18 protein-coding genes are annotated in these 25,375 nt (G+C 46.4%); 16 read left to right on the forward strand and 2 right to left on the reverse strand.

What is annotated here, in order from left to right:
- Nucleotides 1–71: 71 nt before the first annotated feature.
- The gene (locus EJL91_RS13340) at nucleotides 72–758 is read right to left on the reverse strand and encodes a response regulator transcription factor (RefSeq protein ID WP_125142460.1); all 687 of its coding nucleotides are present in this window, start codon (nucleotides 756–758) and stop codon (nucleotides 72–74) included.
- A 183-nt stretch (nucleotides 759–941) separates the two neighbouring features.
- Between EJL91_RS13340 and EJL91_RS13345 the strand changes: the two genes are divergently transcribed.
- From EJL91_RS13345 to tnpC, 5 genes are all read left to right on the forward strand, one after another.
- On the forward strand, nucleotides 942–3,167 hold the full coding sequence (locus tag EJL91_RS13345) for an ATP-binding protein (RefSeq protein WP_243125337.1): 2,226 nt from the start codon (nucleotides 942–944) through the stop codon (nucleotides 3,165–3,167).
- 221 nt (nucleotides 3,168–3,388) lie between these two features.
- Nucleotides 3,389–4,726, forward strand: coding sequence for a CitMHS family transporter (locus tag EJL91_RS13350; RefSeq protein WP_125142461.1), 1,338 nt, complete (start codon nucleotides 3,389–3,391; stop codon nucleotides 4,724–4,726).
- A 798-nt stretch (nucleotides 4,727–5,524) separates the two neighbouring features.
- On the forward strand, nucleotides 5,525–5,896 hold the full coding sequence (tnpA, locus tag EJL91_RS13355) for an IS66 family insertion sequence element accessory protein TnpA (protein ID WP_125142462.1): 372 nt from the start codon (nucleotides 5,525–5,527) through the stop codon (nucleotides 5,894–5,896).
- Complete coding sequence (gene tnpB, locus EJL91_RS13360; protein ID WP_125142463.1) at nucleotides 5,890–6,246, forward strand: IS66 family insertion sequence element accessory protein TnpB; 357 nt, start codon at nucleotides 5,890–5,892, stop codon at nucleotides 6,244–6,246. Before tnpA ends, tnpB begins: the two co-directional genes overlap by 7 nt.
- Nucleotides 6,247–6,334: 88 nt before the next feature.
- Nucleotides 6,335–7,873 carry an IS66 family transposase gene (gene tnpC / locus EJL91_RS13365; protein ID WP_125142464.1) on the forward strand — a complete coding sequence of 513 codons (1,539 nt, stop codon included), beginning with the start codon at nucleotides 6,335–6,337 and terminating at the stop codon, nucleotides 7,871–7,873.
- A gap of 534 nt (nucleotides 7,874–8,407) precedes the next feature.
- Here tnpC and EJL91_RS13370 read toward each other — a convergent pair.
- On the reverse strand, nucleotides 8,408–8,950 hold the full coding sequence (locus tag EJL91_RS13370) for a beta-class carbonic anhydrase (protein WP_125142465.1): 543 nt from the start codon (nucleotides 8,948–8,950) through the stop codon (nucleotides 8,408–8,410).
- Between the two features lie 698 nt (nucleotides 8,951–9,648).
- On the opposite strand from EJL91_RS13370, the gene EJL91_RS13375 reads away from it, so the two are divergent.
- The 11 genes from EJL91_RS13375 (at nucleotide 9,649) to EJL91_RS13425 (ending at nucleotide 25,359) form a co-directional block, all read left to right on the forward strand.
- Nucleotides 9,649–10,572 (forward strand): LysR family transcriptional regulator, encoded by a 924-nt coding sequence (locus EJL91_RS13375; RefSeq protein ID WP_125142466.1) that lies wholly within the window; start codon nucleotides 9,649–9,651, stop codon nucleotides 10,570–10,572.
- Between the two features lie 575 nt (nucleotides 10,573–11,147).
- Nucleotides 11,148–12,449, forward strand: a complete 1,302-nt coding sequence (locus EJL91_RS13380; RefSeq protein ID WP_125142467.1) for an SLC13 family permease — start codon at nucleotides 11,148–11,150, stop codon at nucleotides 12,447–12,449.
- Nucleotides 12,450–12,460: 11 nt separating this feature from the next.
- Nucleotides 12,461–13,396, forward strand: a complete 936-nt coding sequence (locus tag EJL91_RS13385) for a glycyl-radical enzyme activating protein (protein WP_125142468.1) — start codon at nucleotides 12,461–12,463, stop codon at nucleotides 13,394–13,396.
- A gap of 19 nt (nucleotides 13,397–13,415) precedes the next feature.
- Nucleotides 13,416–15,824 carry a glycyl radical protein gene (locus tag EJL91_RS13390; RefSeq protein WP_125142469.1) on the forward strand — a complete coding sequence of 803 codons (2,409 nt, stop codon included), beginning with the start codon at nucleotides 13,416–13,418 and terminating at the stop codon, nucleotides 15,822–15,824.
- A 41-nt stretch (nucleotides 15,825–15,865) separates the two neighbouring features.
- The gene (locus EJL91_RS13395) at nucleotides 15,866–17,089 is read left to right on the forward strand and encodes a thiolase family protein (RefSeq protein WP_125142470.1); all 1,224 of its coding nucleotides are present in this window, start codon (nucleotides 15,866–15,868) and stop codon (nucleotides 17,087–17,089) included.
- A 9-nt stretch (nucleotides 17,090–17,098) separates the two neighbouring features.
- On the forward strand, nucleotides 17,099–18,223 hold the full coding sequence (locus EJL91_RS13400) for a thiolase family protein (protein WP_125142471.1): 1,125 nt from the start codon (nucleotides 17,099–17,101) through the stop codon (nucleotides 18,221–18,223).
- Between the two features lie 35 nt (nucleotides 18,224–18,258).
- Nucleotides 18,259–19,467 carry a CaiB/BaiF CoA transferase family protein gene (locus EJL91_RS13405; protein ID WP_125142472.1) on the forward strand — a complete coding sequence of 403 codons (1,209 nt, stop codon included), beginning with the start codon at nucleotides 18,259–18,261 and terminating at the stop codon, nucleotides 19,465–19,467.
- Nucleotides 19,468–19,548: 81 nt separating this feature from the next.
- The gene (locus EJL91_RS13410) at nucleotides 19,549–20,406 is read left to right on the forward strand and encodes a 3-hydroxyacyl-CoA dehydrogenase family protein (protein ID WP_125142473.1); all 858 of its coding nucleotides are present in this window, start codon (nucleotides 19,549–19,551) and stop codon (nucleotides 20,404–20,406) included.
- Nucleotides 20,407–21,022: 616 nt separating this feature from the next.
- The gene (locus tag EJL91_RS13415; RefSeq protein WP_243125374.1) at nucleotides 21,023–23,266 is read left to right on the forward strand and encodes a bifunctional diguanylate cyclase/phosphodiesterase; all 2,244 of its coding nucleotides are present in this window, start codon (nucleotides 21,023–21,025) and stop codon (nucleotides 23,264–23,266) included.
- Between the two features lie 91 nt (nucleotides 23,267–23,357).
- Nucleotides 23,358–24,008 (forward strand): response regulator transcription factor, encoded by a 651-nt coding sequence (locus EJL91_RS13420; protein ID WP_125142475.1) that lies wholly within the window; start codon nucleotides 23,358–23,360, stop codon nucleotides 24,006–24,008.
- Complete coding sequence (locus EJL91_RS13425) at nucleotides 24,001–25,359, forward strand: sensor histidine kinase (RefSeq protein WP_125142476.1); 1,359 nt, start codon at nucleotides 24,001–24,003, stop codon at nucleotides 25,357–25,359. Before EJL91_RS13420 ends, EJL91_RS13425 begins: the two co-directional genes overlap by 8 nt.
- The last annotated feature ends 16 nt before the right edge of the window (nucleotides 25,360–25,375 follow it).

Here is a 25,375-nt window from a genome sequence, read left to right on the forward strand (position 1 = left end):
GGGAAATCCTTTTTGAATGTAAGGTTGTTTGCTTACTATATGAATTAATGGGAATGAATTTTCAAACACGCTCAAGGCATGAAACGGTAGCCGAGCCCCCGGACCGTGACGATATGTTCCGGTTTCTGACGGTTCTCTTCGATCTTGCCGCGCAGACGGTTGATATAAACCATGATGGCATTGTCGTCAATGGCCACACTGGTTCCCCAGACGTGTTCATAAATCATGTCCTTGGTAAAAACCTGTCCCGGATGTTTCATAAACAGGAGCATCAGACTGTTTTCTTTAGAGGAGAGCGTAATTTCTTCCCCGCCCTTGTAAAAGCGCATCGTGGAAGTATTATAAGTGAACGGCCCGCACTCTAAAAGGTCGGACTGGCCGAGGACCATATTCTTATTACGGCGGATCAGGGCCTTGACCTTGGCTCCGAGAACTACGGGACGGAATGGTTTTGTTACATAGTCATCCGCGCCTACGGAGAGCCCGTACAGGGAGTCATAATCCTCATTCCTGCCGCTTACAATCATCACGGGAGTCTGGATGCCCTGGCTGCGGAGCTTTTTGATTACTTCAAAACCCTCCATGTCACCCAGTGTGATATCCATGAGGATCATATCGTAGGTGTGTGTCTTTAAAAGGTTCAAAGCAGCATTCCCGCTGTCTGCGACCGTAGTCTCCAGATCATAACTGCGCATGATTTTTTCCAGTAACCTGTAAATTGCCGGATCGTCATCTACGATCAAAACTTTATCCGCCATAGTATCCCCTAACCTTTTTTATTTTCGAAGTGTGCCGGTTAAAAATCAGATGTACTTATTGCTTGAATTATTATAATATTAAGGAGAGTGCAAGTCAATGATATGCTGAAATGAAAAATATGGCCGGTACAGGTAAAATTACTGTGTACGGTGAACAGTAACCAGGTAAGAGAGGAATGCAATATGGGGGAGCTTCGCAAACTGAGGGACAGCTTCATGAAAAAGTTGAAAGATGATAAAAAGGATAAGAAATATATCGCCGCCTTTATGGCGGTTGTGCTGCTCATCGTGGTCTTAATGTTTTCCGCTCTCGGATTCAGTATCTGGGAGGAGTATAAGAAGACGATTATCGACAACCAGAAAAAACAGATGCTTCTGACGGCACAGAGCTTGGGGGACAACCTGGAAATCTTTATCGAAGAATATGAGGCGGATCTGAACGCGCTATGTACGTTGGAATCCGAAAACCGCTGGATCGGAGGACATGAAGAATGGGATATCCTTCAGGGATATGTAGATTCCCATGAACGCTTTGTGTACGACGTGATCGTGGAGGAGACCGACGGCACCGTTATCAAAAGTACAAAAGGCCGGCAGGTTACGGAAGTTTTCTCGGTCACTGAGATTAACGACAGCCTCAGTTTCCGCCAATGCAGGCTGGATGACGGGGAGATTTATCTGGTTCTCAGGATGGAACGCTGGGGTGATACGTCGATTTCCATCGTAATCAATGAGACTGCTTATTACCGGTCCCTGATTTCGGGAATCCGCCTGGGAACTAACGGTTATGTCGTGGTGAAGGATTCGGATGGGATCATCCTGATGCACCCGCAGAAGGAGCAGTGGGGCATCGACGTCATAGACGGACGCCAGAAGATGTATCCGGACAAGGATCTGTCAAGTCTTGACAAGATGGTGGAGAGCCAGAATAAGGGAGAGGAGGGCGTTCTGGAATATTATTCCTACTGGTGGACCAAACCGGGGGCACCCAGGGTGAAAAAAATCAGCGCCTATTCCCCGGCTATCATTGGGGGAGGTTTCCTGGTGGTGAGCGCCGTCATCGACTACAGCGACATCTATATTCCGGTCGCTGAGGGCTTTACGAAGCTGGCGCTGGTGTTTGTGGGAATCATGGCGGCTATCCTTATCATGGCGTTCTACATGGCAAAGCTGCTGATGCAGAAAAAACGCGACACGGAGGAGATTGCCTATCTCCTGGAACTGAACCGGATTTTAGAGTCCATGCACCAGAGTGAGGAGAGGATCGCGCACCAGCAGAGGCTGCAGATTATGGGAACGATGACGGGAGGAATTGCCCATGAGTTTAACAACCTGCTCACGCCGATTATGGGATACGCGGATTTGATGATGATGGACCTGCCGGAGGGTTCGGAACTGTATGACAGCGCCTCCGAGATATATGAGGCCTCGGCCAAGGCAAAGGAGATTATCCAGCAGATATCCTCACTGAGCCGCAAGAATATGGAGACGGCCTACAAAAACCTGGATGCGGCCAGGGTGTTCCGCAGGGCGCTCAAGATGGTGCAGTCCGTATGTCCGGCGAATGTGCGTCTTACGGATGATATTGCCCTTAAGGAAGAACATTTCCTCGGCAATGAGACTCAGATGAACCAGGTGATTCTGAATATCTGCGTCAATGCCATCCATGCGATCGGCCATCAGGAGGGAATAATCACGGTCAGCGCCCGGGCGGCGGATTCAAAGGAGCTTGAAGAGTACCATCTTTCTGCGGTGCCCGGGGACTGGGAACATTATATCAGGTTAGATATTTCAGACAACGGCTGCGGCATGACAGAGGAGGTCTTAAAACAGATATTTGACCCGTTCTTTACGACAAAGAAAGGGGGCAAGGGTACCGGACTCGGCCTTGCCCTGGTGGAGCAGATTATCACCTCCCATAAAGGATTTATTTTTGCAAAAAGCCGCCCCGGTGAGGGCAGCATCTTCCACATCTATCTGCCTGTCAATGAGACAACGGAGGCGGAAGAGCAGGAGAACGCGGACGGAGAGGACAGGAACGGGAAGCTTTTAAGGATTCTGATTGTGGATGACAATGCCAAAGTGCTTAAGCTTTTGGAGAAGAACTTCGGGAAACTCGGTGTCCTGGCAGTGTCCTGCATGACCTTCGAGGAGGCCAGGAATCTGTTGAAAACACAGGAGTTTGACGCTGTGGCGGCGGAACAGAGCATAGGCGGCAGAAGCGCCGTGGACTTCTGCATGTCCATCCAGGGACAGAATCCGGGGCTGATCCGTATTGTGATGACGGAACAGGTTACAAAGGAAATCCTGGAGGCCAAACAGAGGAAGATTATAGATGAATATATTGATAAGCCGGTGTCGGATTCGGCTATATTAAAGGTCATAAGGGAAATTAAAGCAAAATTTTAGCAGCCGGTCCTTTACAGGTTGAAAGCAGATAGCCTGGACATTTAACAGTCTGAAATAGTAACGGATTGAATCTTAATATCTGCCGGAAGCAAAAGCCCAACCTTAACGTTTTTTAAGAGTTCTCTTACATGAATTTAAGAGAGAGAATGGAAACGTGTAAGGTTGGGCTTTTATAATGGATTCATAACAAAGAGATGAAAAAGAAAGAGGAGGAATAAAACATGAATGAGACCATGCTTGCTGCTTTAGGGTTTGCAACCATAATCATGATCATTGTTTTACTGCTGAGGAACGTTACGGTTCCGGCCATCGCTTTTATCGGGGTATCCACTGTAACGGCGGCAATTCTTGTGCTGACAGGTACATTTACTGTCAGTGAGATGGGGGATTTTATTAAGAAAGGTGTTTCGGGCGTGCATTCCACCGCAGCACTGTTTATTTTCTCCGTACTGTTTTTCGGTATCATGACGGATGCCGGTATGTTTGACCGTATTATCAATGCGCTTATGAAAAAAGTGGGCAATAACGTAGTGGGCGTCGCCATGATGTCATGTATCATTGCTATGATAGGGCACCTGGACGGCGGCGGGGCTTCCACATTTCTGATTACGATTCCCGCTATGCTCCCGGTTTATAAAAAACTGAAAATGCGGCCGACCACGCTGCTTTTAATCTGTGTAACGGCGATGGGCGTAATGAACCTTCTTCCCTGGGGAGGCCCTACAATGCGTTCCGCTTCCGTGCTGGGAGTGGAGGCAAACGTACTCTGGATGCAGCTTCTGCCGATGCAGATTGTCGGTATTGTAATCGCGCTTTTCACTGCCTTCTTCTGGGGAACCGTGGAGAAGAGAAGAGGCGCAGGGATTAACAGTACGCTTGAGATTGAAGACACGGAAATTACAGAGGAGGCGGCAAATGGCGCGGACCACAGCGAGCTGGTGCGTCCGAAACTGTTTTGGTTCAATATCTGCCTGACGCTGGTGATTATCGTCTGTCTGATTTTCCTTCCTGTGCCGTCCTACTTTACCTTCATGCTGGGCTGTGTTGCGGCCCTGCTGGTGAATTATCCCGGTGCAAAACTGCAGAATAAGATTATCAAATCACATTCCGGTCCGGCCCTCATGATGGCGTCCACGATTCTGGCAGCAGGCGTGTTTCTGGGAGTTCTGGAGGAAAGTGAGATTATGAACCACATGGCTAATATATTAGCCTCCTTTATCCCACAGGCCATGGGACGGTTCCTGCCTCTGATTATCGGAGTCCTGTCCGTGCCGCTGACCATGATGTTCTGTACAGACTCTTATTTCTACGGACTTCTGCCGGTTCTGATAGGAGTGGGAAGCAAGTTTGGGGTGGACCCGGCGCACATTGCAATCGCCATGGTAGTCTGCCGTAACTGTGCAACTTTCATAAGCCCTGTCGTGCCCGCCACCTTCCTGGGCGTGGGCCTGGCAGGAGTAGAGATTAAAGACCATATTAAAACGAGCTTCTTCTGGATTTGGGGCGTGAGCCTTGTATGCATGGTAGCCGGTCTTGTTCTCGGTGTAATAACGCTTTAATGACAAATTACTGATAGATACTTACTCCTTCACCTCAAAAGGAGAACTACCTCAAATGGGGCGGGGCTGTTGCAAAATGACCGGGATGCGGTTGTGGTGCGGCAGCCCTGTTCTGTGTGGGGATTTAATTGAGAAATGAGGACGCCTCTGTAAGACGGCGGACGGGGGAGTGGGAGGGGGGTTATGAGTCTTCAGTCCCGGTTGGTAGGGTGTGGTGAGGGGGAATCCAGGAGAAAAAATTCCTACGGGGACTCGCTCCCGCTTGTGGAATGCGCAGCGGATGCTAGCTTCGAAAAGACCTCATCAAGCACCGGCGGATTCCAAGGTCTCCCTTCGGAAAGTTAGTTACCGCGTACTTCGTACCCGGTAACCCGCTTCGCGATGCACAGAAACGGTATTAAAACCGTTTCGCGCCGCTACCCTCGGGTTTTCTGTGACTTACGCCGCGCTTCACTCACAAAAAACACCTCGCGGAATACATCCTGTATCTAGCAGCAGGCATGCCCACCCACCGTTCTTCATTCTAGTTGTCGGCGGGACTGAAGACTCAGGGAAGTTATTGCCCCGTCCGCCGGCGTCAGGGGCTGATTGTCTCTTTCATCAAGTGGGGGAGAGGTATTGTCGCTTCCACGATATAGTCGTATCTATTTTACATTCTGACGGCATTATGGGCTGCATAAAAAGAGTATCGTAAGCGTCAAATAACATAGTGTATTTCTTTTCCTGCCATAATCCGTGATAATTACTCTTAGAGTTTTTAGGGTCTACTCTTAAAAATCTAAAACACGGAGGTATATCATGGAAGAATTATCAGCAAAGACACAAATCAATATCCAGAAATGGCTGGAAGTCATTCACCGATGCCGCGACAGTGGGCTTTCTAACCAGCAGTGGTGTGAAGAGAATGGCATTTCTTTGAAAAGCTACTATTACTGGCTCGCAAAGATCAGAAAGTTGGCGATTAAGAACCTTCCGCATAAGCGAAATGCAGGATCTGTTTCCACGGAAGCACCGGAGACTGCAGTGTTTGCATCGATTCCGGTTATCAGCCATTGCCCTTCCAATCCCGCATCTGTTATCATCCGTTCCGGCAGTGCAGTGATTGAGATCGCTGTGAATACGCCAGACTCCCTGATTCAGTCCGTCATTCTGGCTGCATCCAGATGTTAGGGGATCTTTCACGGGCAGAAACGATTTATCTTGCCTGTGGTTATACCGATATGAGGAAATCCATCGATGGCCTTGCAGCCATCGTCCAGCAGAACTTCCGGCTGGATCCGTTCTCCAACAGCCTCTTTCTCTTCTGCGGTCATAAACGTAATCGTATGAAGGCACTGTTTTGGGAGGGGGACGGTTTCGTCCTACTGTACAAGCGTCTGGAAAATGGGAACTTCCAATGGCCAAGGACCCCGGCGGATGTACGCCGGATATCCGCTCAAGAGTTGCGCTGGCTGCTGGAAGGACTGTCCATTGACCAGCCAAAGGCGGTAAAGAAGCTGCATCCCAAATCTATCCTTTAAAGTGGCTGAAAAGCTTGTAAATACTGGATTCTCAGCCACTTTTATGCTATACTAAATACAGTTAGAATACGAAAAGGAACCGATTTCCATGGCCGACGGAACACCAATCTCAGCATTAGAAAACCGCATTACAGAGCTAGAAAAAGAAAATCTTCTCCTCCAGGAAAAGGTAGCTTTCCTGACCCGCAAGCTTTATGGCAGGTCAACCGAGCAGACATCCTCCCTTGATATCGAGGGACAGATGTCTCTTTTTGATGAAGCGGAAACGGAGGCCGATTCGAAAGCTGCTGAACCGGATATGAAGGATGTCGCTTCCTATCGGCGCAAAAGGTTCCCAGGTCAGAAAGAAGAACTGCTCAAAGACATCCCTCATGAAAAGAAACTCTGCACACTTGCAGAAGAAGACCGTTTCTGCCAGACCTGCGGTTCGTCGCTTGTTTCGGTGGGGGAGGAATTCGTCCGGACGGAAATCGAGCTCATCCCTGCCAAGGTACGTGTTATTGACTATTACCGTGAAACATTCGACTGCAGGGAGTGTCGTAAGAACGGGAAAGCATATATGGAGAAATCCCCCATGCCCTGTCCGGTCATCCAGCACTCTTATGCGTCCCCTTCCACGGTTGCCTGGGTCATCCATCAGAAGTATGAGCTAGCCGTACCGCTGTACCGTCAGGAAAACGAATGGAACGATCTTGGTGTGGCCTTAAGCCGGGCAACCATGTCCAACTGGATTCTTGCCAGTTACCGGGACTGGCTGTCTCCGATTGTCGGACTGTTACGGAAAAAACTTCTGGAACAGGGATATCTGCACATCGACGAGACGCCGGTACAGGTGCTGGGGGAAGCCGGAAGGAAGAACACCACGGATTCCTATATGTGGGTATACTGCTCCATAAAGGAAAGCAGCCATCCCGTCAGGCGGTTTGATTATAAGCCGGGACGCAGCGGAACTTTCCCCCAGAAGTTTCTGGAAGGTTACCACGGATACATCCACACAGATGCTTATAAAGGCTATGAAAAAGTATCTGGGATTACAAGATGTTTCTGTTGGACACACCTTCGCAGATACTTTGTGGATGCCCTTCCAAAAGAAACGGAAAGCCGGGAAACAACTATTCCGGCACAGGCCATCAGCTACATCAATCAGCTGTTTGAGATTGAGAAAAAACTGGAAGTCCTGTCTCCCCAAGGCAGGAAGGAACAGCGTCTGATACAAGAAATGCCTGTATTAGATGCCTTTTGGTTGTGGGCTGAAGATGCATCTGCCGGAATCCTTCCAAAATCCAAACTTGGAGAGGCATTTACCTATGCCTTCAACCAGAGAAAGGGGTTGATGAATTATCTGCTGGACGGGAACTGCGCTGTCTCAAACAATCTTGCCGAGAACTGTATCCGTCCCTTTACGATAGGACGTAAGAACTGGCTGTTTTCTGGAAGCCCCAAAGGAGCAGAAGCCAGCGCAGGTATCTATACGCTGGTGGAAACGGCAAAAGTCAATGGCCTAAACCCCAGAAAATACATTCAGTATATTTTGAGTGATATCCCCGGAACAGCATTCCAGCAGTATCCGGAATTTCTGGAAGACTATATGCCATGGGAACCTGTCATACAGAAAATATGTAGATAACCGCCAACCTTGAGAAGAGCAGAAGGCTGGCGATTTTTCTATACACTCTGTTATTTGACGGTTACAGAGTATCAGAATAAACAATAAACAGTCTAAGATTCTAAGCTTACATAGTCTCATATTGAACAGGGTGTAGTTTTCAGGCATCCAGAGAAACGTAGTGGCAGCGACAAGCGCCTCCCCCATTGAAGAAAGAGGACCGATCAGGCGCCGCAGGCCGGGGGCCGGGCAGCTGTCTTGGCTGAGTCTTTCGTCCCGGCCATAACCTTCCTGCGGGGAAGAAGGGAGAAAAAGATTCCGGAGGGAACCTGGGAGTTCATTGGTACTTACCGAGGTCTTTTCGAGGTTAGTACCATTATGTACTCCAACGAGCGCGAGCGTTTCCCGCAGGAACTTTTTCTGCCCGTATTCCCCGCCCGCGACACCCTGACGCCCGGGACGAAAGACTCATCGATCCCCCCAACCACCCCGGTCCCCGGCCTGACGGCGGCGTCCTCATTTCTCAATCAACTCCTCATAAGAAAAAGAACCCGCCTAACAGACAGGTTCCAGATGCCCGGTTTCCACATCCATAACAAAACCGGTGATTGTAATATCAGAGGGTATCAGGGGATGATTTTTCAGGAGTGAGACGGAGAGCTTTACCTCCTCCTCCGGTGTCTCAAATCCCTGGAACCAACGATTAAAGTCGAGTCCGCTCTGCTCCATTTGAAGGATAGCTTCTTCCGTAATGCCCCGTTCCTTTAAATGGGTCCTGATTATGTCCGGGGAGATGCCGGCCACGCCGCAGCAGGTGTGGGCGATGACCATCACCTCCGTCACTTTCAGTTCCAGAATAGCAATGAGCAGGCTCCGGATGGATGTGTCGAGGGGATCCGTAATCATTCCTCCGGCATTCTTTATCATCTTTACATCCCCATTCCTAATTCCGAGGGCGGCGGGGAGAAGTTCGACCAGGCGTGTATCCATACAGGAAAGGATGGCCAGCTTTTTGCGCGGGTATTTATCAGCGGCGTATGGCCGGTAAGATCCGTCTCTTACGAATTTCTCATTGTATTTTATCATCTCTTCAATCATTATTACCCTCCTCATCAGTATATTTCCGCTATTATAAACGACAAAACTTAATAAGGAAAGAAAAAAACCTTAAAGATTATTCAGGAAACATAAAAAATGGTGAAAAGGTAAGGATGTCCGGTTGACCATTGATGGAGCAGCTTTTAGAATGGATGGAAATCATTGAGGATATCAGGTAGCAGAGGGGGCACCACAGCATCAAAGAAATTTCCATTGTAAAAACGAAAAAAATGGTACCCCGATGATTACGTATATAGTGAAAGCAAATGAAATAGAAGGACAGAGTGTTACAACTGACGCAAGGGACCACAGAAGGCAATTGCAGAGAGCGTCTGCAGGTGGTGTGGGACTATGTTTTTTGGGGCATATTGTGCATATGTCATAATCGAAAAGTCTTGCTAATACACAGAAATCATGTTAAAATACAGTCGTTAGATAGGTATTGCCACATATATTTTGATATGATAATGAACAATGCCGCAAGTTGTGTGGGAACACTTTAGAGGGGAGCCTGTCCTTTGATAAAGAGATTTTCATCTCCACCTAGACCTGCTTTTTGTATATGTTGTTGACGTCTTTGGTAAATATTTTACCAGAGACGATTTTATTTCTCCGGGTGTATTTTAGTGATTCCATGTTGCAGGTTGGTACTTATAAGCTAAAGTCTGGTGATTTTGAAATAGATAGGAGGTAATACTTTGAATTTGAATCAGCTATATTGCTTCAAAATATTGGCACGTTCTGAACACCTTACAAAAGCAGCAGAAGAGCTCAATTATTCTGTTCCAGCATTAAGTGTTATCATATCCAGACTTGAATGTGAGTTAGGTGTTAAATTATTTAATCGTGTTGGCAGGAATATAAAACTCAACGAACGTGGATTATTATTTTTACAATATGTCGATCAATCCCTCAATGCATTAGACGAAGGAATTAAACGGCTTTCTGAAACACAAGAAAATGCAAACGAAGTTATTCGTATCGGAACATTTTCTCATCAATATTGGCTTGGTTTTTTAAACACTTTTTTAGCTACTAATCAAAACGTATTTATTTCTCGAATCAAACTTACTCTTCCCAGCCTTGCAAACGAGACTAATATAGATCAATATGATTTCATCATTTCGCCCGAAAGTGATTTCCATCACGCAAATTGGAATAGTTCAATATTAATACAGAATGAATCTCCAGTGATAGTTCTTAGCCCACAAATCCAGCTACACACAAAACAAGTATCACTAAAGGATTTAACAAATGAAAAAATAATTGTGCTTTCGAAGCAGGAATCCTTACGCAAATACTTTGATGAACTTTGCAAACGTAATAATGTTTCATTTAAAAATATAATTGAAAGCGATATTTTTTTTCGCAGAGAACTAATGTACGGTGCAGATAACTATATAGCTTTTACTACTGATTTAGCATTATCAATGGGTTTTTTGGCAGATTTACGATCAGTACCGGTCGAGACTGATATGCCAAAAAGAAAAATTGCTATTTATTGGCGAAAGGATCGCTACTTAACAAAAAATATGCAGAGCCTATTGGAATCAATTCAAGAGTATTCAAAGATTTTTGAGAAGACACATCTTAACAATCAAACTTCACAAACTGAAAAATGAGGCCTACCCTTTTAAGTGAAGATGGTGATTTGCTCGTAAACGTGTAGGATATCATTAAGGGCGGTGAAAGGTTCACAGAGTGTGCCTTTCATCGTTACACTGTCTCATTAAGGGCGTTATTTCCGACGCTGTTCTCTTCTATTTGCCCCCTTTTCCGCCTTCTAAGATGTTTGAGAAAAAACATCTTTTTCTCCGAAACCATAAATTAAAATAGCGATTTCAACCGGTAATGGCACAAAGAACGTCAGCAAACCTGTAAGGTTGCTGGCGTTCTTCAGATTGCTCTGAAAACAGTTGCATTCCGAGGCCTTCCTGCAAAAAAATCCATAGTATCAGGTATTCAATCTGTTCATCTGAGCGCTTTTGGGGGATAATTTTATAAGGTATGAACGAGCTTTCAAGAATTCGTGGTGAAAGATAATTTGATTCTATAAAGTCAATAAAGTGATTAATTGTTATATTATTTGAAAAGATACTGTTAACAAAGCTGAGATTGATCATAAGTTCGATTTTGGTATACTTTAAACAACGTAGCGCTGCGTAAAAATGAAAGAAACGGGAGGGGAAGAAAAAATATGTTCACAGCAATTGCAGAGGTAGTTGGCATTCCTTATTTTACTTTAATCGTTGTATTTATAACATTGATTATTTTTGCCAGAGATAAATGGCCGGCAGGTCTGGTTGCAATGGGGTCAGCCATCGTATTGGGCGTATTTGGATGTGTTGCAACTGATAAGGTTTTTTCTGGTTGGTCAAGTAATTTGACTCTGATGATTATGGGAATGATGATTGTAGGTAACGCTCTATTTAAAACTGGCGCAGTGCTGCTAGTTGGCAAGTCTATTATGAAAGCAAAATTTGCAAGTAATGAACGGGTCGTAATGGTTATTATCATGATTGCCTCTGGACTTTTAAGCGCTTTTCTTTCTAATACTGCTGTTGTTGCAACGTTTATTCCGCTAATTGGCGCTATGGTGGCGGCTTCTAACGGCAAGTTGAAAAACAAAAACTTATTGATGCCTCTGGGATTAGCTACAGCGATTGGCGGTGCGCTTACTCTGGTAGGCTCCACAGCACAGCCGATGGCTAACTCGATATTGGAACAACAGGGGCTGCCGTTGTTTGGTATGTTTGACTTTGTACCCATTGTTCTTCCTATGTTTATTTGTCTGATTGTTTATTTTGCAACGGTTGGATATAGCATGATGAACAAGCATTTAGACTTTGAAGATACGGTTGCTGCTATAGATGAAAGTACCTTTGAAAACGTAAATCTCACTTGGAGAACCTGGTTTTCTGTTGGTATTCTGGTATTTTGTGTAGCCGGTTTCGTAGCAGGTTGGGGGAAGACCGGTATTATTGCTCTGATTGGTGCGGCTGCCGCAATGCTTACCGGGTGCGTGTCTTTCAAAGAAGCAGTCAGGGAAGCAGTAGACTGGAATACAATTTTTGTTATGGCCTTTGCACAGACCATTGCAGCTGCGATGAATGATTCTGGCGCAGGTAAAATGGTGGCGGAAACAGCAGTTAATTTAGTGGGCACCAATCTATTGGCGCAGACTGCTGCATGCGTTATCGTGATTACCGTATTAACGAATATTATGTCCAATACTGCAACTGCGGCAATGATGACACCTATCTATATTGCGATTGCTGCTCAAATGGGGGTAAACCCTTACACATTTGTAATGGCAGTTGCAGTTGCTGCAAACCTGACAGCGGCTACGCCTATCGGCGGAACCGCAATCACTATGACATTACCAGCCGGTTACCGTTTTAAAGATTTTCTTAAAATCGGAACTCCGATTAACATTATGTGGGCGCTCCTGGCAATTGTACTGATTCCAATCGTATACAGTTTTGAATTTGTGGGTTAGAGGTACATTGAATGAGTATAAGCGGAAAAATATTTAATATACAAAGATATTCATTGCATGACGGACCTGGCATACGGACATTAATTTTTATGAAAGGATGTCCACTGCGGTGCCGCTGGTGTTGCAATCCGGAAGGATTGCAATACCAGGACGATATCTTCTATGATTCGACACTGTGTATTGGGTGTGGAAAATGCCTTGATGTATGTCAATTTGACGCGGTTCATCTTAGTCAGGAGGACGGATTTACGATCGACCGCGCGAAGTGTACACGTTGCGGAAGATGTGTAAATGTGTGTCCCTCCGGCGCCAAAACAGTTGCAGGGCGTGAAATCACAGTAAAAGAAGCGCTGGGTATAGTCAGACGGGATAAACCTTTTTATAAATCATCCCACGGTGGGGCGACACTGGGTGGAGGTGAAATATTAGAACAGCCTGAATTTGTGTATGAAGTTCTGAAGGCATGTAAAGAGGATGGAATCAACACTGCAATAGAAACCAGCGGATATGGACAGTGGGCCCATCTTGAAAAGATTTTAACAGTTACCGATACTGCGTTTTTGGATTTAAAAACAGTTAATCCCGCATTGCATTTGAAAACTACAGGAGTGAGCAATACCCGGATACTGGAAAATCTGCAGAAAGTAAATGATTTTATGGGAAAGGAAGAAAACCGGAAAAAGGTATTTACTGTTCGCATACCGGTTATTCCGGGCATGAATGATTCGACGAAGGATGCGAAGGAGGCCAGTTGTTTCCTTAAGAATCTGTATAACTGTACCAGCGTTGAAGTGCTGCCCTTTCATAACTATGGCGAGATGAAATACAAAAAGCTGGGACTAAGCTATGAATTTGCCGACTGCCCGAACAGTACGGTTGAAATGTTAATTACCTATCAAAACATGCTTAAGGAAAGTGGAAGAGACGTTGTTATAAAGAAAATGTAATTGCAAAGGAGGTTTTATCATGTATTATAAGGCGACAGATAGAGTAAAAAGATTGCGGCAAAGATTCATGACCTACAAACCTAATGTTGATATTGAGCGCGCTTTGATCTATACAAGAGTTTTTAAAGAATCTGATACAGTAAAGGATGAGCCGCGCATTATTGCTTTGGCAAAAGCGTATTCCATTTTTTTGAATGAGAGGTCAATTTATATCGAGGAGGATCAGCTGCTTGCCGGTTCATTTGGGCGTAAGCCGCGTGCATTTCCCATTTATCCGGAAACACTAGGGGACTCCCTCATTGGAGAATATCGAAAACTGACTACCAGGGAAATAGATAGATTTGAATATTCTGAAGAGGACAGGCTGGTGTTAGAAGAGAAGCTACATAAATGGCACGGTACAGGAATGTATAGTTATGTTTTTGGCGATATGCCTATGTATGCGAAAAAGTTGTTCCTTAGGGATCCGGAAAACACCGTCTCCGGAGGCACCAATATTTTTTCTTTAGATGTACCGCTCAACGGCCCTGCCGGACATATAACCCCGGATTACCAGACTGTGATGGCGATAGGTTTCCAGGGAATAAAAGCAAACGCGGAGAAAAGGCTTGAGCTTGCCGAGGCTCAGCATGATCAGGAAGGAATTAATTTTCTGAAAGCAGTGATTATTTGTGCGGATGCAATTACAAACTTTGCCCATAGATATGCAGATCTGGCAAGAAAAAAAGCGGAAACAGAGAGCGATAGTCAAAGGAAACAGGAGCTTTTAACAATTGCGGAAACCTGTGATCGTGTCCCCGGCTTACCGCCTCGAACATTTCAGGAATGTCTGCAGGCAGTCTGGTTCACTTTTATTGGTATTCAGATGGAAGCATATGAAAGATGTTTTGGCTGTGGGCGTTTGGATCAGTATGCATATCCGTATCTGAAGGCAGATTTGGAGACGGGACGGATTACTGAAAAGCAGGCCCAGGAGCTGCTCGACTGTCTGTGGATGAAATTCCCGGAGACGAATTATATTAATACAGAGTACCATTCGCAAATTGCATCGGGATTCCCTGCTCAGCAGCAGATAATGGTTGGAGGGCAGACCCCTGACGGTAAGGATGCGAGCAACAGGCTTAGCTATATGTGTTTACAGGCTTCAATGAATACATTACTTCACCAACCTTCCATTTCATTCCGTTATTTTGAAGGAACCCCGGATTCTTTGGTAGAGCAAGCCTGTCGGCTGGCCAGAAAAGGCGCAGGACATCCTTCGTTCTTCAATGATGGGAGATGTGTCCCCGCTTTGGTGTACAAGGGGATTTCCCTGGAAGACGCCAGGGATTATTCTTCTGTGGGCTGTGCGGGTATTCAACCGACGCGTAAAGACAAAGGCACGCACAACGCCGGATATCTTAATGTTGCATCTGCATTAGAATTGGCCTTGCACGACGGTTACTGGAAAAGGGGAAATAAACAGGTCAGTATTCATACCGGTGATGCCTGTCAGTTTAAGAGTTTTCAGGAAGTGCTGGATGCATTTGAAAAGCAGCTTTCTTATTTAATAAAGGTTTATTCCGAGGAGATTGTAAAAGTAGAAAAAGCGCATAGAGATGTTTGCCCGACGCCGTTTGTTTCCAGTTTTATTCAGGATTGCATTGGAAATGCGAGAGATAAAAGTGCAGGTGGAGCTCTGATAAACTCGGGCCCTACACCGAGAGGGATTGGACTGGCCGATGTGGCAGATTCCCTGTCAGCTCTTAAAAAGTGGGTGTTTGAGGAACAGAAATATACAATAGCGGAAGTGCTGGAGGCCATGGACCACAACTTTGAAGGTTACGAAGAAATGAGACAAATCTTATCCACTAAAACAGACGATTATGGCAATGATATTGATGATGTGGATGATATTGCCAGGAAAGTAGTTGAGATTTATGGTTTGGAAACAGATAATTACAGAAGTTTGTACGGTGGGCGGTTCCACCCCGGCTTTAGTTCTGTCTCTTCTAATGTGCCTTATGGGACAGCAGTGTGTGCGCTTCCGGATGGGAGAAAGGATTACACGCCCCTTGCAAACGGGAATTCTCCCTGCAATGGCGCTGATATCTCCGGCCCTACAGCGGTTGCTATTTCTTGCGGAAAATTGAATCATGACCTAATGAGTGGCGGCTCAATACTAAATGTTAAAATTACTCCTTCGTCAGTTGCGGGCGAAGACGGTTTGCAGCGATTTGTCGAATATGTAAAAGGTGCAATGGCTGCGGGAGTTTGGCATGTTCAATTTAATATAGTAGATCAGGCGACCTTGAAGGATGCACAAATTCATCCGGAAAACTACCGTGACCTTATTGTTCGGGTTGCCGGATACAGTGCGTTCTTTACGGGACTCAGCAAACAGCTCCAGGAAGATCTGATCAGGCGAACAGAGCAGGAATTACGGTGAAGTACATAAAACGAGCTAAATAAATATATAGGAGAAATAAAATGACCAGAAAAAATGCTGTATATATCACTCACGGAGTGAGAACTGCGATTGGTAAAATAGGCAGATCTCTTAAAGACGTAAGCGATACTGACCTTGCCATGATTGTCATTAAAAATCTTCTTGAAGAAAGAGCCAAACTGGATTTTCAAGAAATCGACCAGGTGATTTTCGGCGAGGTGAAACAAAAATCCGATTCAGCCAATGTTGCCAGAGCCGCAGCATTGCTGGCCGGGATTCCGGAGAAGGTTCCTGCCTATACGGTAAACAGGCAATGCGGCTCAGGATTACAGGCAGTTATTGATGCATTTGAGATGATTGAAACCGGTGAAGCGGATGTGATCGTTGCAGGCGGTGTCGAAAACATGAGCCAATCGGTCTATTATATGAGGAACGCAAAGGAAGGTCTGAAAAACGGTGATTTTTCTATTGAGGATTCGCTCACCGCCGGCGGGCCGGGAGCTGTTCCTATCGAAAAATATGGTGTCTGGCCAATGGGGATGACGGCAGAAAAACTTGCTGAATTATATCATATCACACGTGAACAGCAGGACGCTTTTGCCATGAACAGTCAGATTAAAATGCATCATGCCATGGAGGACGGACGGTTTAAGGAACAAATTGTGCCTGTTCCGGTGATTGATAATGGGCATGAAACATTATTTAGTACGGATGAGCACCCTTTCCTTTCCTCTATGGAAAAACTGGCGGCATTAAAGCCGGCGTTTAAGAAAGATGGCACAGTGACGGCGGGAAATTCTTCCGGGCGTAACGACGGAGCCTCCGCTGTGCTGGTTATGTCCGAAGATAAAATGAAAGAATTTGGATATAAACCGATGGCAAAGATAATCTCGGTGGGAAGCAGCGGATGTGATCCGACGGTTATGGGACTTGGACCTGTAGAATCCTCCATACTTGCGATGAAACGCGCCGGACTCACATTGCATGATCTTGACATTATCGAATTGAATGAAGCTTTTGCCGCACAGTCGATTGCCGTTATGAAAGAATGGGAAAAACTGGGTATTTCAGAAGAAGCGCTGCTCTCAAAAATCAATCCGAACGGAGGGGCTATTGCCCATGGCCATGCTCTGGGCAATACAGGAGCGGCATTGACTGTCAAGTGTATGTATGAAATGCAGCGACGAGAGACAGCCAGATATGGAATGATAACCATGTGCTGTGCCGGCGGTGTAGGTGTCGCAGCGATTATCGAAAAATGTTAGGAGAAAACCATGGAAAATGTATTTGTGGGCGGATTTGCCCGTACACCAATTGGTAAACTTGATGGAAACTTAAAAACATTAACTGCGGAAGCGCTCGCTGTCGAAGCAATACGTGCTGTATTGTCAGAAACAGGGCTATCTTCAGATGAAATCGGCGAGGTAATCATTGGCAATGCCAAACAGACCAGTACGCACTCCAACCTGGGCAGGTATGTCACTTTGGCTGCGGACCTTCCGGTAAAAACGCCGGCTTATACAGTACAGAGGCAGGACGCTTCTGGAATGCAGGCTATAATAAATGGATACGCTAAAGTAAAGTCAGGAAATGCAAGTATCATTCTTGCTGGCGGAACGGAAAGCATGTCTCAGATTCCTTATGAAATTTTAAATGCGCGGTATGAATTTGCCCCGGATAAAATCGTAATGCATCCAATTGAGGCAATGATTACCGGCGGCCTGCCCAGGGAGAAATACGGGATCGTTACCCTCGAAGCTATTAATAAAGCAATGGGTGAAAAATATGCAATTACCGAAGAGGAGCAAAAGGAGTTCGTTCAATTAAGCCAAAGAAAGGCAGCAGAATCACCCCTAAAAGAGAGCATTACTTCTATACAGGTAAAACTAAAGAAAATGACATTAGATATAACCCGGGATGATATTTATGACAGAATCGAGATGAAAGCCTTGCCTGCTGATGCTGCAGCAGTATGTTTGTTAATGAGTAAATCTGCGCTGGATGATAATAACCTTAAGCCGATTGCGGAAATTGTATCAATTGGGACTTCTGCTGGTGATCCATTAGGGGAAGGGCTCTTGGGAACTGCCGCGGCTAAAAAAGCATTAAATAAAGCTGGAAAATCGATTGAGAATGTAGACTTCATTGAGGTTAATGAAATAACCGCAGCACAGGTTCTTGCAACGGCACAAAGTCTCGGAATTTCAAAGTCAGATGTTGAAACAAAAGTAAATGTTCATGGAGGCGCATTGGCAACTGGCAATCCATGGGGCGCAGCTGGCGCAATTCTTTTGGAGCGGCTTATTTCCAGCCTGAAAAAAGCAGACAAGGAGTGGGGATTAGCACTCTGCGGAGCCGCCGGCGGCCAGGCAATTGCTGTTGTAGTAAGAATTGTGTAGGAAATGCGAATCATATTGTGAGAGGTCAGATTGCAATGAAGAAACCAATGGAAGGAATTATTGTCATAGAATTGGCAAACTATGTGGCAGGACCGGTTGTCGGCAGAATGTTGGCAGACATGGGGGCCAGGGTCATCAAGATAGAAGGAAGAGGCGGTGATGCCTGGCGGAAAACTTCGGCCAGCAATACACAGACAGATTGGGACGAAAATCCTTTGTTCGACCTTTTCAATATCGGTAAAGAATCGCTCAGTTTAAATCTCAAAACAGAAGAAGGCAAGGGAATCTTTTTCGAGTTGCTGGAAGAAGCCGACATTTTGATAACTAATACTCGTCAGAATTCACTGATGAAGCTTGGAGTGGATTACGATTCTATAAAGGAGCGCTACCCCTGTTTGATTTATGCGACGTTGACCGGATATGGCTACAATGGGCCAGATTGCAATGCCCCCGGCTTTGACAACACTGCGTTCTGGTCACGCTCGGGTTTCAGCGCAGACATGACAATCGGCGGATCGGAAAGTTATCCGGTCAACAGCCGTTTTGGGATGGGTGATACCATCGCGGGGACCACGCTATTCGGAGCGGTCATGGCGGCTTTATACAAAAGAGAAAGGACCGGCCAGGGTGAATTTGTGACCACGTCCCTGTTCAATGCAGGGATATGGGCTTTCGGTGGCGGTATCGTTATGGCTGAAAAGCCGTATGAACACCGTTTCCCTGAGACTCGCAACATGGGAATCCCAATGAATCTGGTCTATCGCTGTGCGGACGATGAATGGATCCGCTGCACCATATTTGAATTTGAACGCTATGCTAATAAATTTTTTGACGCGCTGGCTGTGCGTCAGGAAATGGAAGACCTGGGAGTTACATCGCTGAACTTCAGCATGGAAAAGGCGGCGGACGTCGTGCCACTCTTTGAGGAGAAATTCCTTGAAAAAACGTCCACAGAATGGATAAAACTCTTCGCTGAACTGGACATTGTCTGCGGTAAGCTAAATCATTTTCGTGATGTTCTGACGGATGAGCAGGCTTGGGCGAATGGCTATCTGCAGAAATATCACTGCACCAATGGTGCGGAACGTATCCTTCCTTCCTGTCCGGTGCGTTTCGGTGAGGGCGGTGCATTTCCTGTGGGTGAACCGGTTACGTACGGCGCCAGCAACGAGGTTATTCTGCAGCAACTTGGTTACACATCGGAACAGATCGGAGAATTTTTGATGAAAGGTGTGCTGGGTTAAAATAGATAATGAAGTTCCGGGGCAGCAAGGCACCTCATTCAGCAACTATCTTTTTTGTCAGGAAGGATAAAGAAAAATATTATGAGCGAGAATAAAAAATGCGCCGTTGTTGGCGGCGGCACTATGGGCCGGCAGATTGGTTTAAACGCGGCCATTCATGGCTATATGACCACGGTCTGTGAGACCGTGCCGGCTGTGCGGGAAAATTTTCTGAAGTGGGAAGAGGAGTATCTGGCGGGACGGGTTACCAAGGGCAGAATGACACCCGAACAGGTCGACGGCATCAAATCCCGACTTTTGGTGACGGATGATCTAAAGACCGCAGTAAAAAATGCCGATATCATCATTGAATCTATCATTGAGGATCGTGAGGCAAAGACAACCGTATTGCAGCAGATAAGCAAGTTGGCTCCAACGGACGCGATAATTGGGACTAACTCTAGTTACATGGTTTCTTCCTTATTCAAGGACGTTGTGAGTAATCCGGAACGCCTGACGAATTTGCATTTTTTTGCCCCGGTACTTGCGATGAAATTGGTCGAGGTCGTAAAGGGCGAGCATGTTTCAGATGTAACCATAGAAAAGGCAATGGACTTCTGTCGTGCGGTGGATAAGACACCGGTGCTGGTGCAAAAAGAGGAGGACGGCTTTATTGTCAATAATATTCTGAAGGTAATCAAGGAAGAAGCATACCGCCTGATTAATTCCGGTGTCTGCTCCATAAAGGATTTGGATACGGCTGTAAAACTTGGGCTGGGTCACCCGCTGGGCCCGTTTGAATTGGACGACCTCAGTGGAATCGATGTCCGATATCATGTTCTGAAGCGTCGCCTGGAAGAAAACAGCATCAAGTCTGAAGGATATGAGATGATCGAAAAACTGTACAGGGAAGGCCGATACGGGAAGAAGACTGGCCATGGCTTTTACGATTATAGGTAAGCCATTTAAATTCTAGTGAACCCGGGAGATACCCCCAATATGCTCCTTATGTGATAGACCTTTAAGTATTCTAGGTATCTAATATATAGGGAGCATACAAAACCAGACTATTTCGCGGTTTATCAAAATGGACCTGAAGAGATTGGAAGCCTTGATTTTTTAGATGCGAACTGAACGCTTTCTGTTGCGCCACAGGGTAATAACGAAAACTGTAAATTCAGTTTTCACTGAAGCTATTATACCACTAGCCATGAAAATTGCACAAATTAATGGTCCGATGTTTGACATACGCATGAATCCTCATCCTTCTCTAATTATATTTTTTCCGTTTTAAACTTTAATAATCTCATCTATAAACGAACCGGATGAAATGCCAACATAGAATCTTTCCTTTCCTCAAGGACATCTTCTGTCCCCTTAATTCCCATTTACATCAATAACATAGGAGTAGATCTACTCTTTTTTTCTTAATTTATTTACTCTTGTGTTTCTTGTGAGTTGACGGTAACATCCGTTGAACTGACCGAAATATGATGATATAATGACTTACAGAATGCCGGAAAATGTGAGTGTACGGTGAAAGATTAAAAATACTAGTAGAAGACGGGAATTGGAAATGAAAGAGCGTGACAGGAAAATTAAAAACAGAATGTACCGGCTATATGCCGCTCTGCTGGCGGCAACGGTCGCGGTGGGGCTTTTGTGTATGCTTTTAGTATCGCAGAGCAACCGGGTTGTGTCAGCGGAGGCGAAACGTTATCTGTCGGAATTATCGCAGCAGACAACGAATAAGGTGGACTCGGGAATCAGGAATGAACTCGATATTCTCCAGAATGTCAGCATTACGCTGACGGCATTTGACAAGGATCCGGAGGAGAACGGCGAATACTTTCACCTTCTGACGGAGAAGAGCCCGTTTGACTGGATTGGATATGTGGATCTGGAAGGGACGCTTTATGACAATTATATAGAGGACGTAAGGAATGTCAGCAGTTTTACCGTAATCCGGAATGCCTTGAACGGCATATCCGGAGTCAGTTCAGAGCTTACTTCGGTTTATGATGAAAGACGGGGAGCGTTGTATGCCGTCCCGTTTTACATGGAAGGCGAACTGGTGGGAGCCGTGGCGGGCTGGATTCCCACGGAGACAATGGTGCTTCTGCTGGATACGGATACGTTTAAGGGATATGGATACTCGCATATTGTCACAATGACCGGTGATTTTATTCTGCATTCAAGCAACGCCAATGTGGTGGTAGAAGGAAAGAACTACTTTGAAACACTGGAATCCATGAATGCAGAATACAACAGAGATGAGCTGAGCCGCGTCAGGGCGGACATGCTGGGGAAGAAGAGCGGGGCGTTTGAGTTTACCGTTTCCGGGGAAAAGCGAATGATGCACTATGTGCCATTAGCCGAAGGGGATTGGTATCTGTTATCGCTCGTCTCTCCGTCCGTCTATATGAGCCGCATCAACCAGCTCAAGTATTTTGCCCTTGGCAACAGTATCTGTATCGTTTCCTTGTTTCTGGCGCTGATTATTTATATACTGTGGACAAAACGGCGCGAGGTGTCGGAGATCACCCAGGTGGACCCTGTCACGGGCGGTTTTACGGCCCTGCGTTTTGAAAAAGAAGTGAACCAGATTAAAAGGGGCGGTCAGGCGTTTGCATTTATTACACTGGATATCAGGCGGTTTAAACTGATTAATGATTCCTACGGTAAAGACGACGGAAACCGGGTATTGAAGCATGTCCACGATGTGCTCTCCTCCCAGCTTAAAGCGGGAGAGTGTGTATCGCGTATTGAGTCGGATATCTTTAATCTCGTCATCAGGGAGACGGAGCAGGAAGAGATAAGGAAACGAATGAAACATATCGTAGATGAAATCAATTCGTTTAATGAAGGACAGCTGATCCCATATTATCTTCAAATCAACTGCGGAGTTTACCTGGTTACCGACCGTTCCGAGGATGTCATCACGATACGCGACCGGGCTAATGTGGCGCGGAAGGGGAGCAGGGAGGCGGGAGACCATCTTCTGAACTGCATGTTCTACACGGATATGGAACGCCGGAAGCTGCATCAGGAGATAGAGATGGAAAATACGATGGAAGTCGCCATGAAAAACGGTGAATTCCAGGTTTACCTCCAGCCCAAAGTCAGCCTGACAACGAGAAAGACGAGCGGAGCAGAGGCGCTTGTGCGATGGAATGTGCCGGGAAGGGGAATTGTGCCGCCCGGAGAATTTATCTCTTTGTTTGAGAGGAATGGGTTTATTGTAAAAATCGATCAGTATGTATTCGAGAAGACATGTGAGATGCTGCGCAGGTGGATGGATGAAGGAAGAGAGTTGGTTCCTATCTCGGTCAACCTTTCCAGAAGACACCTGGAAGATCCTGATTTTCTGAAACCTTATATTGAAATCAGGGAACGTTACGGCGTACCGGCAAGATTCCTCGAGATTGAGCTTACGGAGGCCATGGTGTTTGAAAACCTGGGACGTATCAAAGGCGCCATAGCGGAGATACACAAGGCTGGATTCCACTGCTCCATGGATGATTTCGGGAGCGGATATTCTTCACTGAATGTATTAAAAGAAGTACCGATGGACAGCCTGAAAATGGACCGGGGATTTTTCGTCGGAGAGAACGGGCCGAGGGGCACCGATGTCGTAAAAGCGGTTATTGGACTGGCCAAAGGTCTGGGAATGACGGTGGTGGCCGAAGGAGTCGAGTCGGAAGATATGGTGGAGCTCCTTACCGGAGCGGGCTGCGATATGATACAGGGATATATTTTTGCAAAGCCGATGCCTGTCGCCGGGTTTGAGGAATATGTGGAACGCGGAGGCCGTGCTTAGGCTGTAACATGAATGTCACATTGCTTTGCTATGCTGTCGGTGCACCCGGCAAAGGCCGGGAAAATTGAAAGAGTGAGGAGACTTACGGTAAATGAGGATACTGATAGCGGAAGATGATCCGGATATGCAGAAGATTCTTACGATGTACCTAAAAAAGGAAGGTTATGATGTGACGGCGGTTTCAGATGGAAAAGCGGCGCTCGGATACCTGATGGAACACAGGATGGATCTGGCTGTCCTGGACTGGATGATGCCGAGGATGAGCGGCATTGATGTGTGCCGGGAGCTGCGGAACTATGGAATACCGGTAAAGGTGCTGATGCTGACCGCAAAGAGCGGATCCGAGGATGAGATTGCGGGACTCAGCGGAGGGGCTGACGAATACATCCACAAGCCCTTTGATCCGCGCATCCTGATGCTGAGGATTAAAAAGCTGTGCGGCCTGGAAAGCGTGCTCCGGTGTGCCCGCCTCTCACTGAACCAGGAAAACATGACGGTATCTCTGGACGGTGAGATGCTGAAGCTGACAAAGAAAGAATATGAACTGCTCCGTTACCTGATGGCAAACAGGAAGATTATACTGTCGCGGGAAAAGCTGCTTCAACAGGTCTGGGGAATAGACTACGAAGGTGACGACAGAACCGTTGATACCCATATCAGGAGACTCAGAAGCAAGATAGGGGAGGGATTTATCACCACCCACGTCGGTCTCGGATATTCCCTGGAGGAGCCGAATGACTAAGCTGGCCAAAAAGTTTTTATTTAGTATTTCCCTGGTTCTGCTGGCCGTGATTGGAATATCGGTGGCGGTGAACAGCCGGTTCGTAAATCGCTATTACATCCATCAGAAGAAAATACTGCTGGAGCAGATTGCGGATAAGCTGCTGGCCGGAAAGGAAGAGACGGAGGAGACGGTTGCATCGCTGGAAGAAACGTATGACGCCGTGATTGCAGTTGCGGATACTTCCGGTGATATCAATGAGGTAAACGAGGAACTGAAGTCTGCATTTCTTGAAAAGGGCCTCGGCCTTGCCAAATACTGGCTATGGGATCAGGACTATGAGAGAACTCTGAAGGAAGGGCGCTTTATGCGGATATACCGGCAGGAGCGCATGAATTACAGTCTGGCGGTGGAGTATGTGGAGCTGGGCGGACGTCTGGCCGGAATCGCCATTGTAATTCCCGATATGGAAGAAATGATTGCCTTGATTAACGTCTGTACGATGGTTATCTTTGGCGGCGCCCTGATTGTCATCATTCTTCTATGCGGATTTCTCGTTCGGAAGATCACAATTCCCCTTGCCGGGATGGAGAAATTTGCGAAGGAGATAGCCGGACAGAATTACGGAAAGATAGAAGTACACACCGGGGATGAACTCGAAACTGTGGCGGAGAGTATGAACCAGATGAGCGCTGCAATCCGTGAGAACCTGAGAGGGCTGGAGGAAAAGAACCGCCAGATGGAGAGCCTCCTGAACAACGTTTCCCATGACCTGAAAACACCGGTCGCATTGATCAAAGCATATACTGCCGGAATCAGGGACGGGATGGACGACGGCACCTTTCTGGATACAATTATCAGACAGAATGAGAGGATGGAAGATATCATAGAAAAACTCCTGTATCTGTCGAGGCTCAAATCCGGCGGGAAGGAGTCGGAGACCGTCGATGTGGGGAGCCTTATGGAAGAACAGCTGGAGGGACTCGCTATTGAACTCCGTAACAGGGGGCTGGCGGTCAAAACCTCAAAAGAGGGATGTGCCGTAATACAGGGCGACCGCGGGGCGATCGGCTGCATGATTGAAAACCTGCTTACCAATGCCGTAAAATACGCTTCGGGAACTTTTGTTGAGGTAAGGCTGTTGGAAAAAAACGGCTCGCTCGTGTTCTCCGTGTCCAATGAGACGGAACAGGAATTTGACGATCCGGAGCAGCTCTGGGAACCCTTCTATGTGGGGGAGGAGTCGAGGAACAAAAATATGTCGGGAACCGGGCTGGGACTTTCAATGGTCCGTTCTATTGCAGAAAAGTACGGTTACGGGTGCACCTGCCTGGCGGGAAAAGGAAAAATTGAATTTATCATTACATTTTAGGCCGGGATTCCCGGCC

The organism is Clostridium transplantifaecale, assembly GCF_900626075.1.
GTDB lineage: Bacteria > Bacillota > Clostridia > Lachnospirales > Lachnospiraceae > Otoolea > Otoolea transplantifaecalis.

Excerpts from the sequence above, each read along its gene's own strand:
- EJL91_RS13340 (WP_125142460.1), bottom strand. The coding sequence starts at position 758 with ATGGCGGATAAAGTTTTGATCGTAGATGACGATCCGGCAATTTACAGG.
- EJL91_RS13345 (WP_243125337.1), top strand. The coding sequence starts at position 942 with ATGGGGGAGCTTCGCAAACTGAGGGACAGCTTCATGAAAAAGTTGAAA.
- EJL91_RS13350 (WP_125142461.1), top strand. The coding sequence starts at position 3,389 with ATGAATGAGACCATGCTTGCTGCTTTAGGGTTTGCAACCATAATCATG.
- tnpA (WP_125142462.1), top strand. The coding sequence starts at position 5,525 with ATGGAAGAATTATCAGCAAAGACACAAATCAATATCCAGAAATGGCTG.
- tnpB (WP_125142463.1), top strand. The coding sequence starts at position 5,890 with ATGTTAGGGGATCTTTCACGGGCAGAAACGATTTATCTTGCCTGTGGT.
- tnpC (WP_125142464.1), top strand. The coding sequence starts at position 6,335 with ATGGCCGACGGAACACCAATCTCAGCATTAGAAAACCGCATTACAGAG.
- EJL91_RS13370 (WP_125142465.1), bottom strand. The coding sequence starts at position 8,950 with ATGATTGAAGAGATGATAAAATACAATGAGAAATTCGTAAGAGACGGA.
- EJL91_RS13380 (WP_125142467.1), top strand. The coding sequence starts at position 11,148 with ATGTTCACAGCAATTGCAGAGGTAGTTGGCATTCCTTATTTTACTTTA.
- EJL91_RS13385 (WP_125142468.1), top strand. The coding sequence starts at position 12,461 with ATGAGTATAAGCGGAAAAATATTTAATATACAAAGATATTCATTGCAT.
- EJL91_RS13390 (WP_125142469.1), top strand. The coding sequence starts at position 13,416 with ATGTATTATAAGGCGACAGATAGAGTAAAAAGATTGCGGCAAAGATTC.
- EJL91_RS13395 (WP_125142470.1), top strand. The coding sequence starts at position 15,866 with ATGACCAGAAAAAATGCTGTATATATCACTCACGGAGTGAGAACTGCG.
- EJL91_RS13400 (WP_125142471.1), top strand. The coding sequence starts at position 17,099 with ATGGAAAATGTATTTGTGGGCGGATTTGCCCGTACACCAATTGGTAAA.
- EJL91_RS13405 (WP_125142472.1), top strand. The coding sequence starts at position 18,259 with ATGAAGAAACCAATGGAAGGAATTATTGTCATAGAATTGGCAAACTAT.
- EJL91_RS13410 (WP_125142473.1), top strand. The coding sequence starts at position 19,549 with ATGAGCGAGAATAAAAAATGCGCCGTTGTTGGCGGCGGCACTATGGGC.
- EJL91_RS13415 (WP_243125374.1), top strand. The coding sequence starts at position 21,023 with ATGAAAGAGCGTGACAGGAAAATTAAAAACAGAATGTACCGGCTATAT.
- EJL91_RS13420 (WP_125142475.1), top strand. The coding sequence starts at position 23,358 with ATGAGGATACTGATAGCGGAAGATGATCCGGATATGCAGAAGATTCTT.
- EJL91_RS13425 (WP_125142476.1), top strand. The coding sequence starts at position 24,001 with ATGACTAAGCTGGCCAAAAAGTTTTTATTTAGTATTTCCCTGGTTCTG.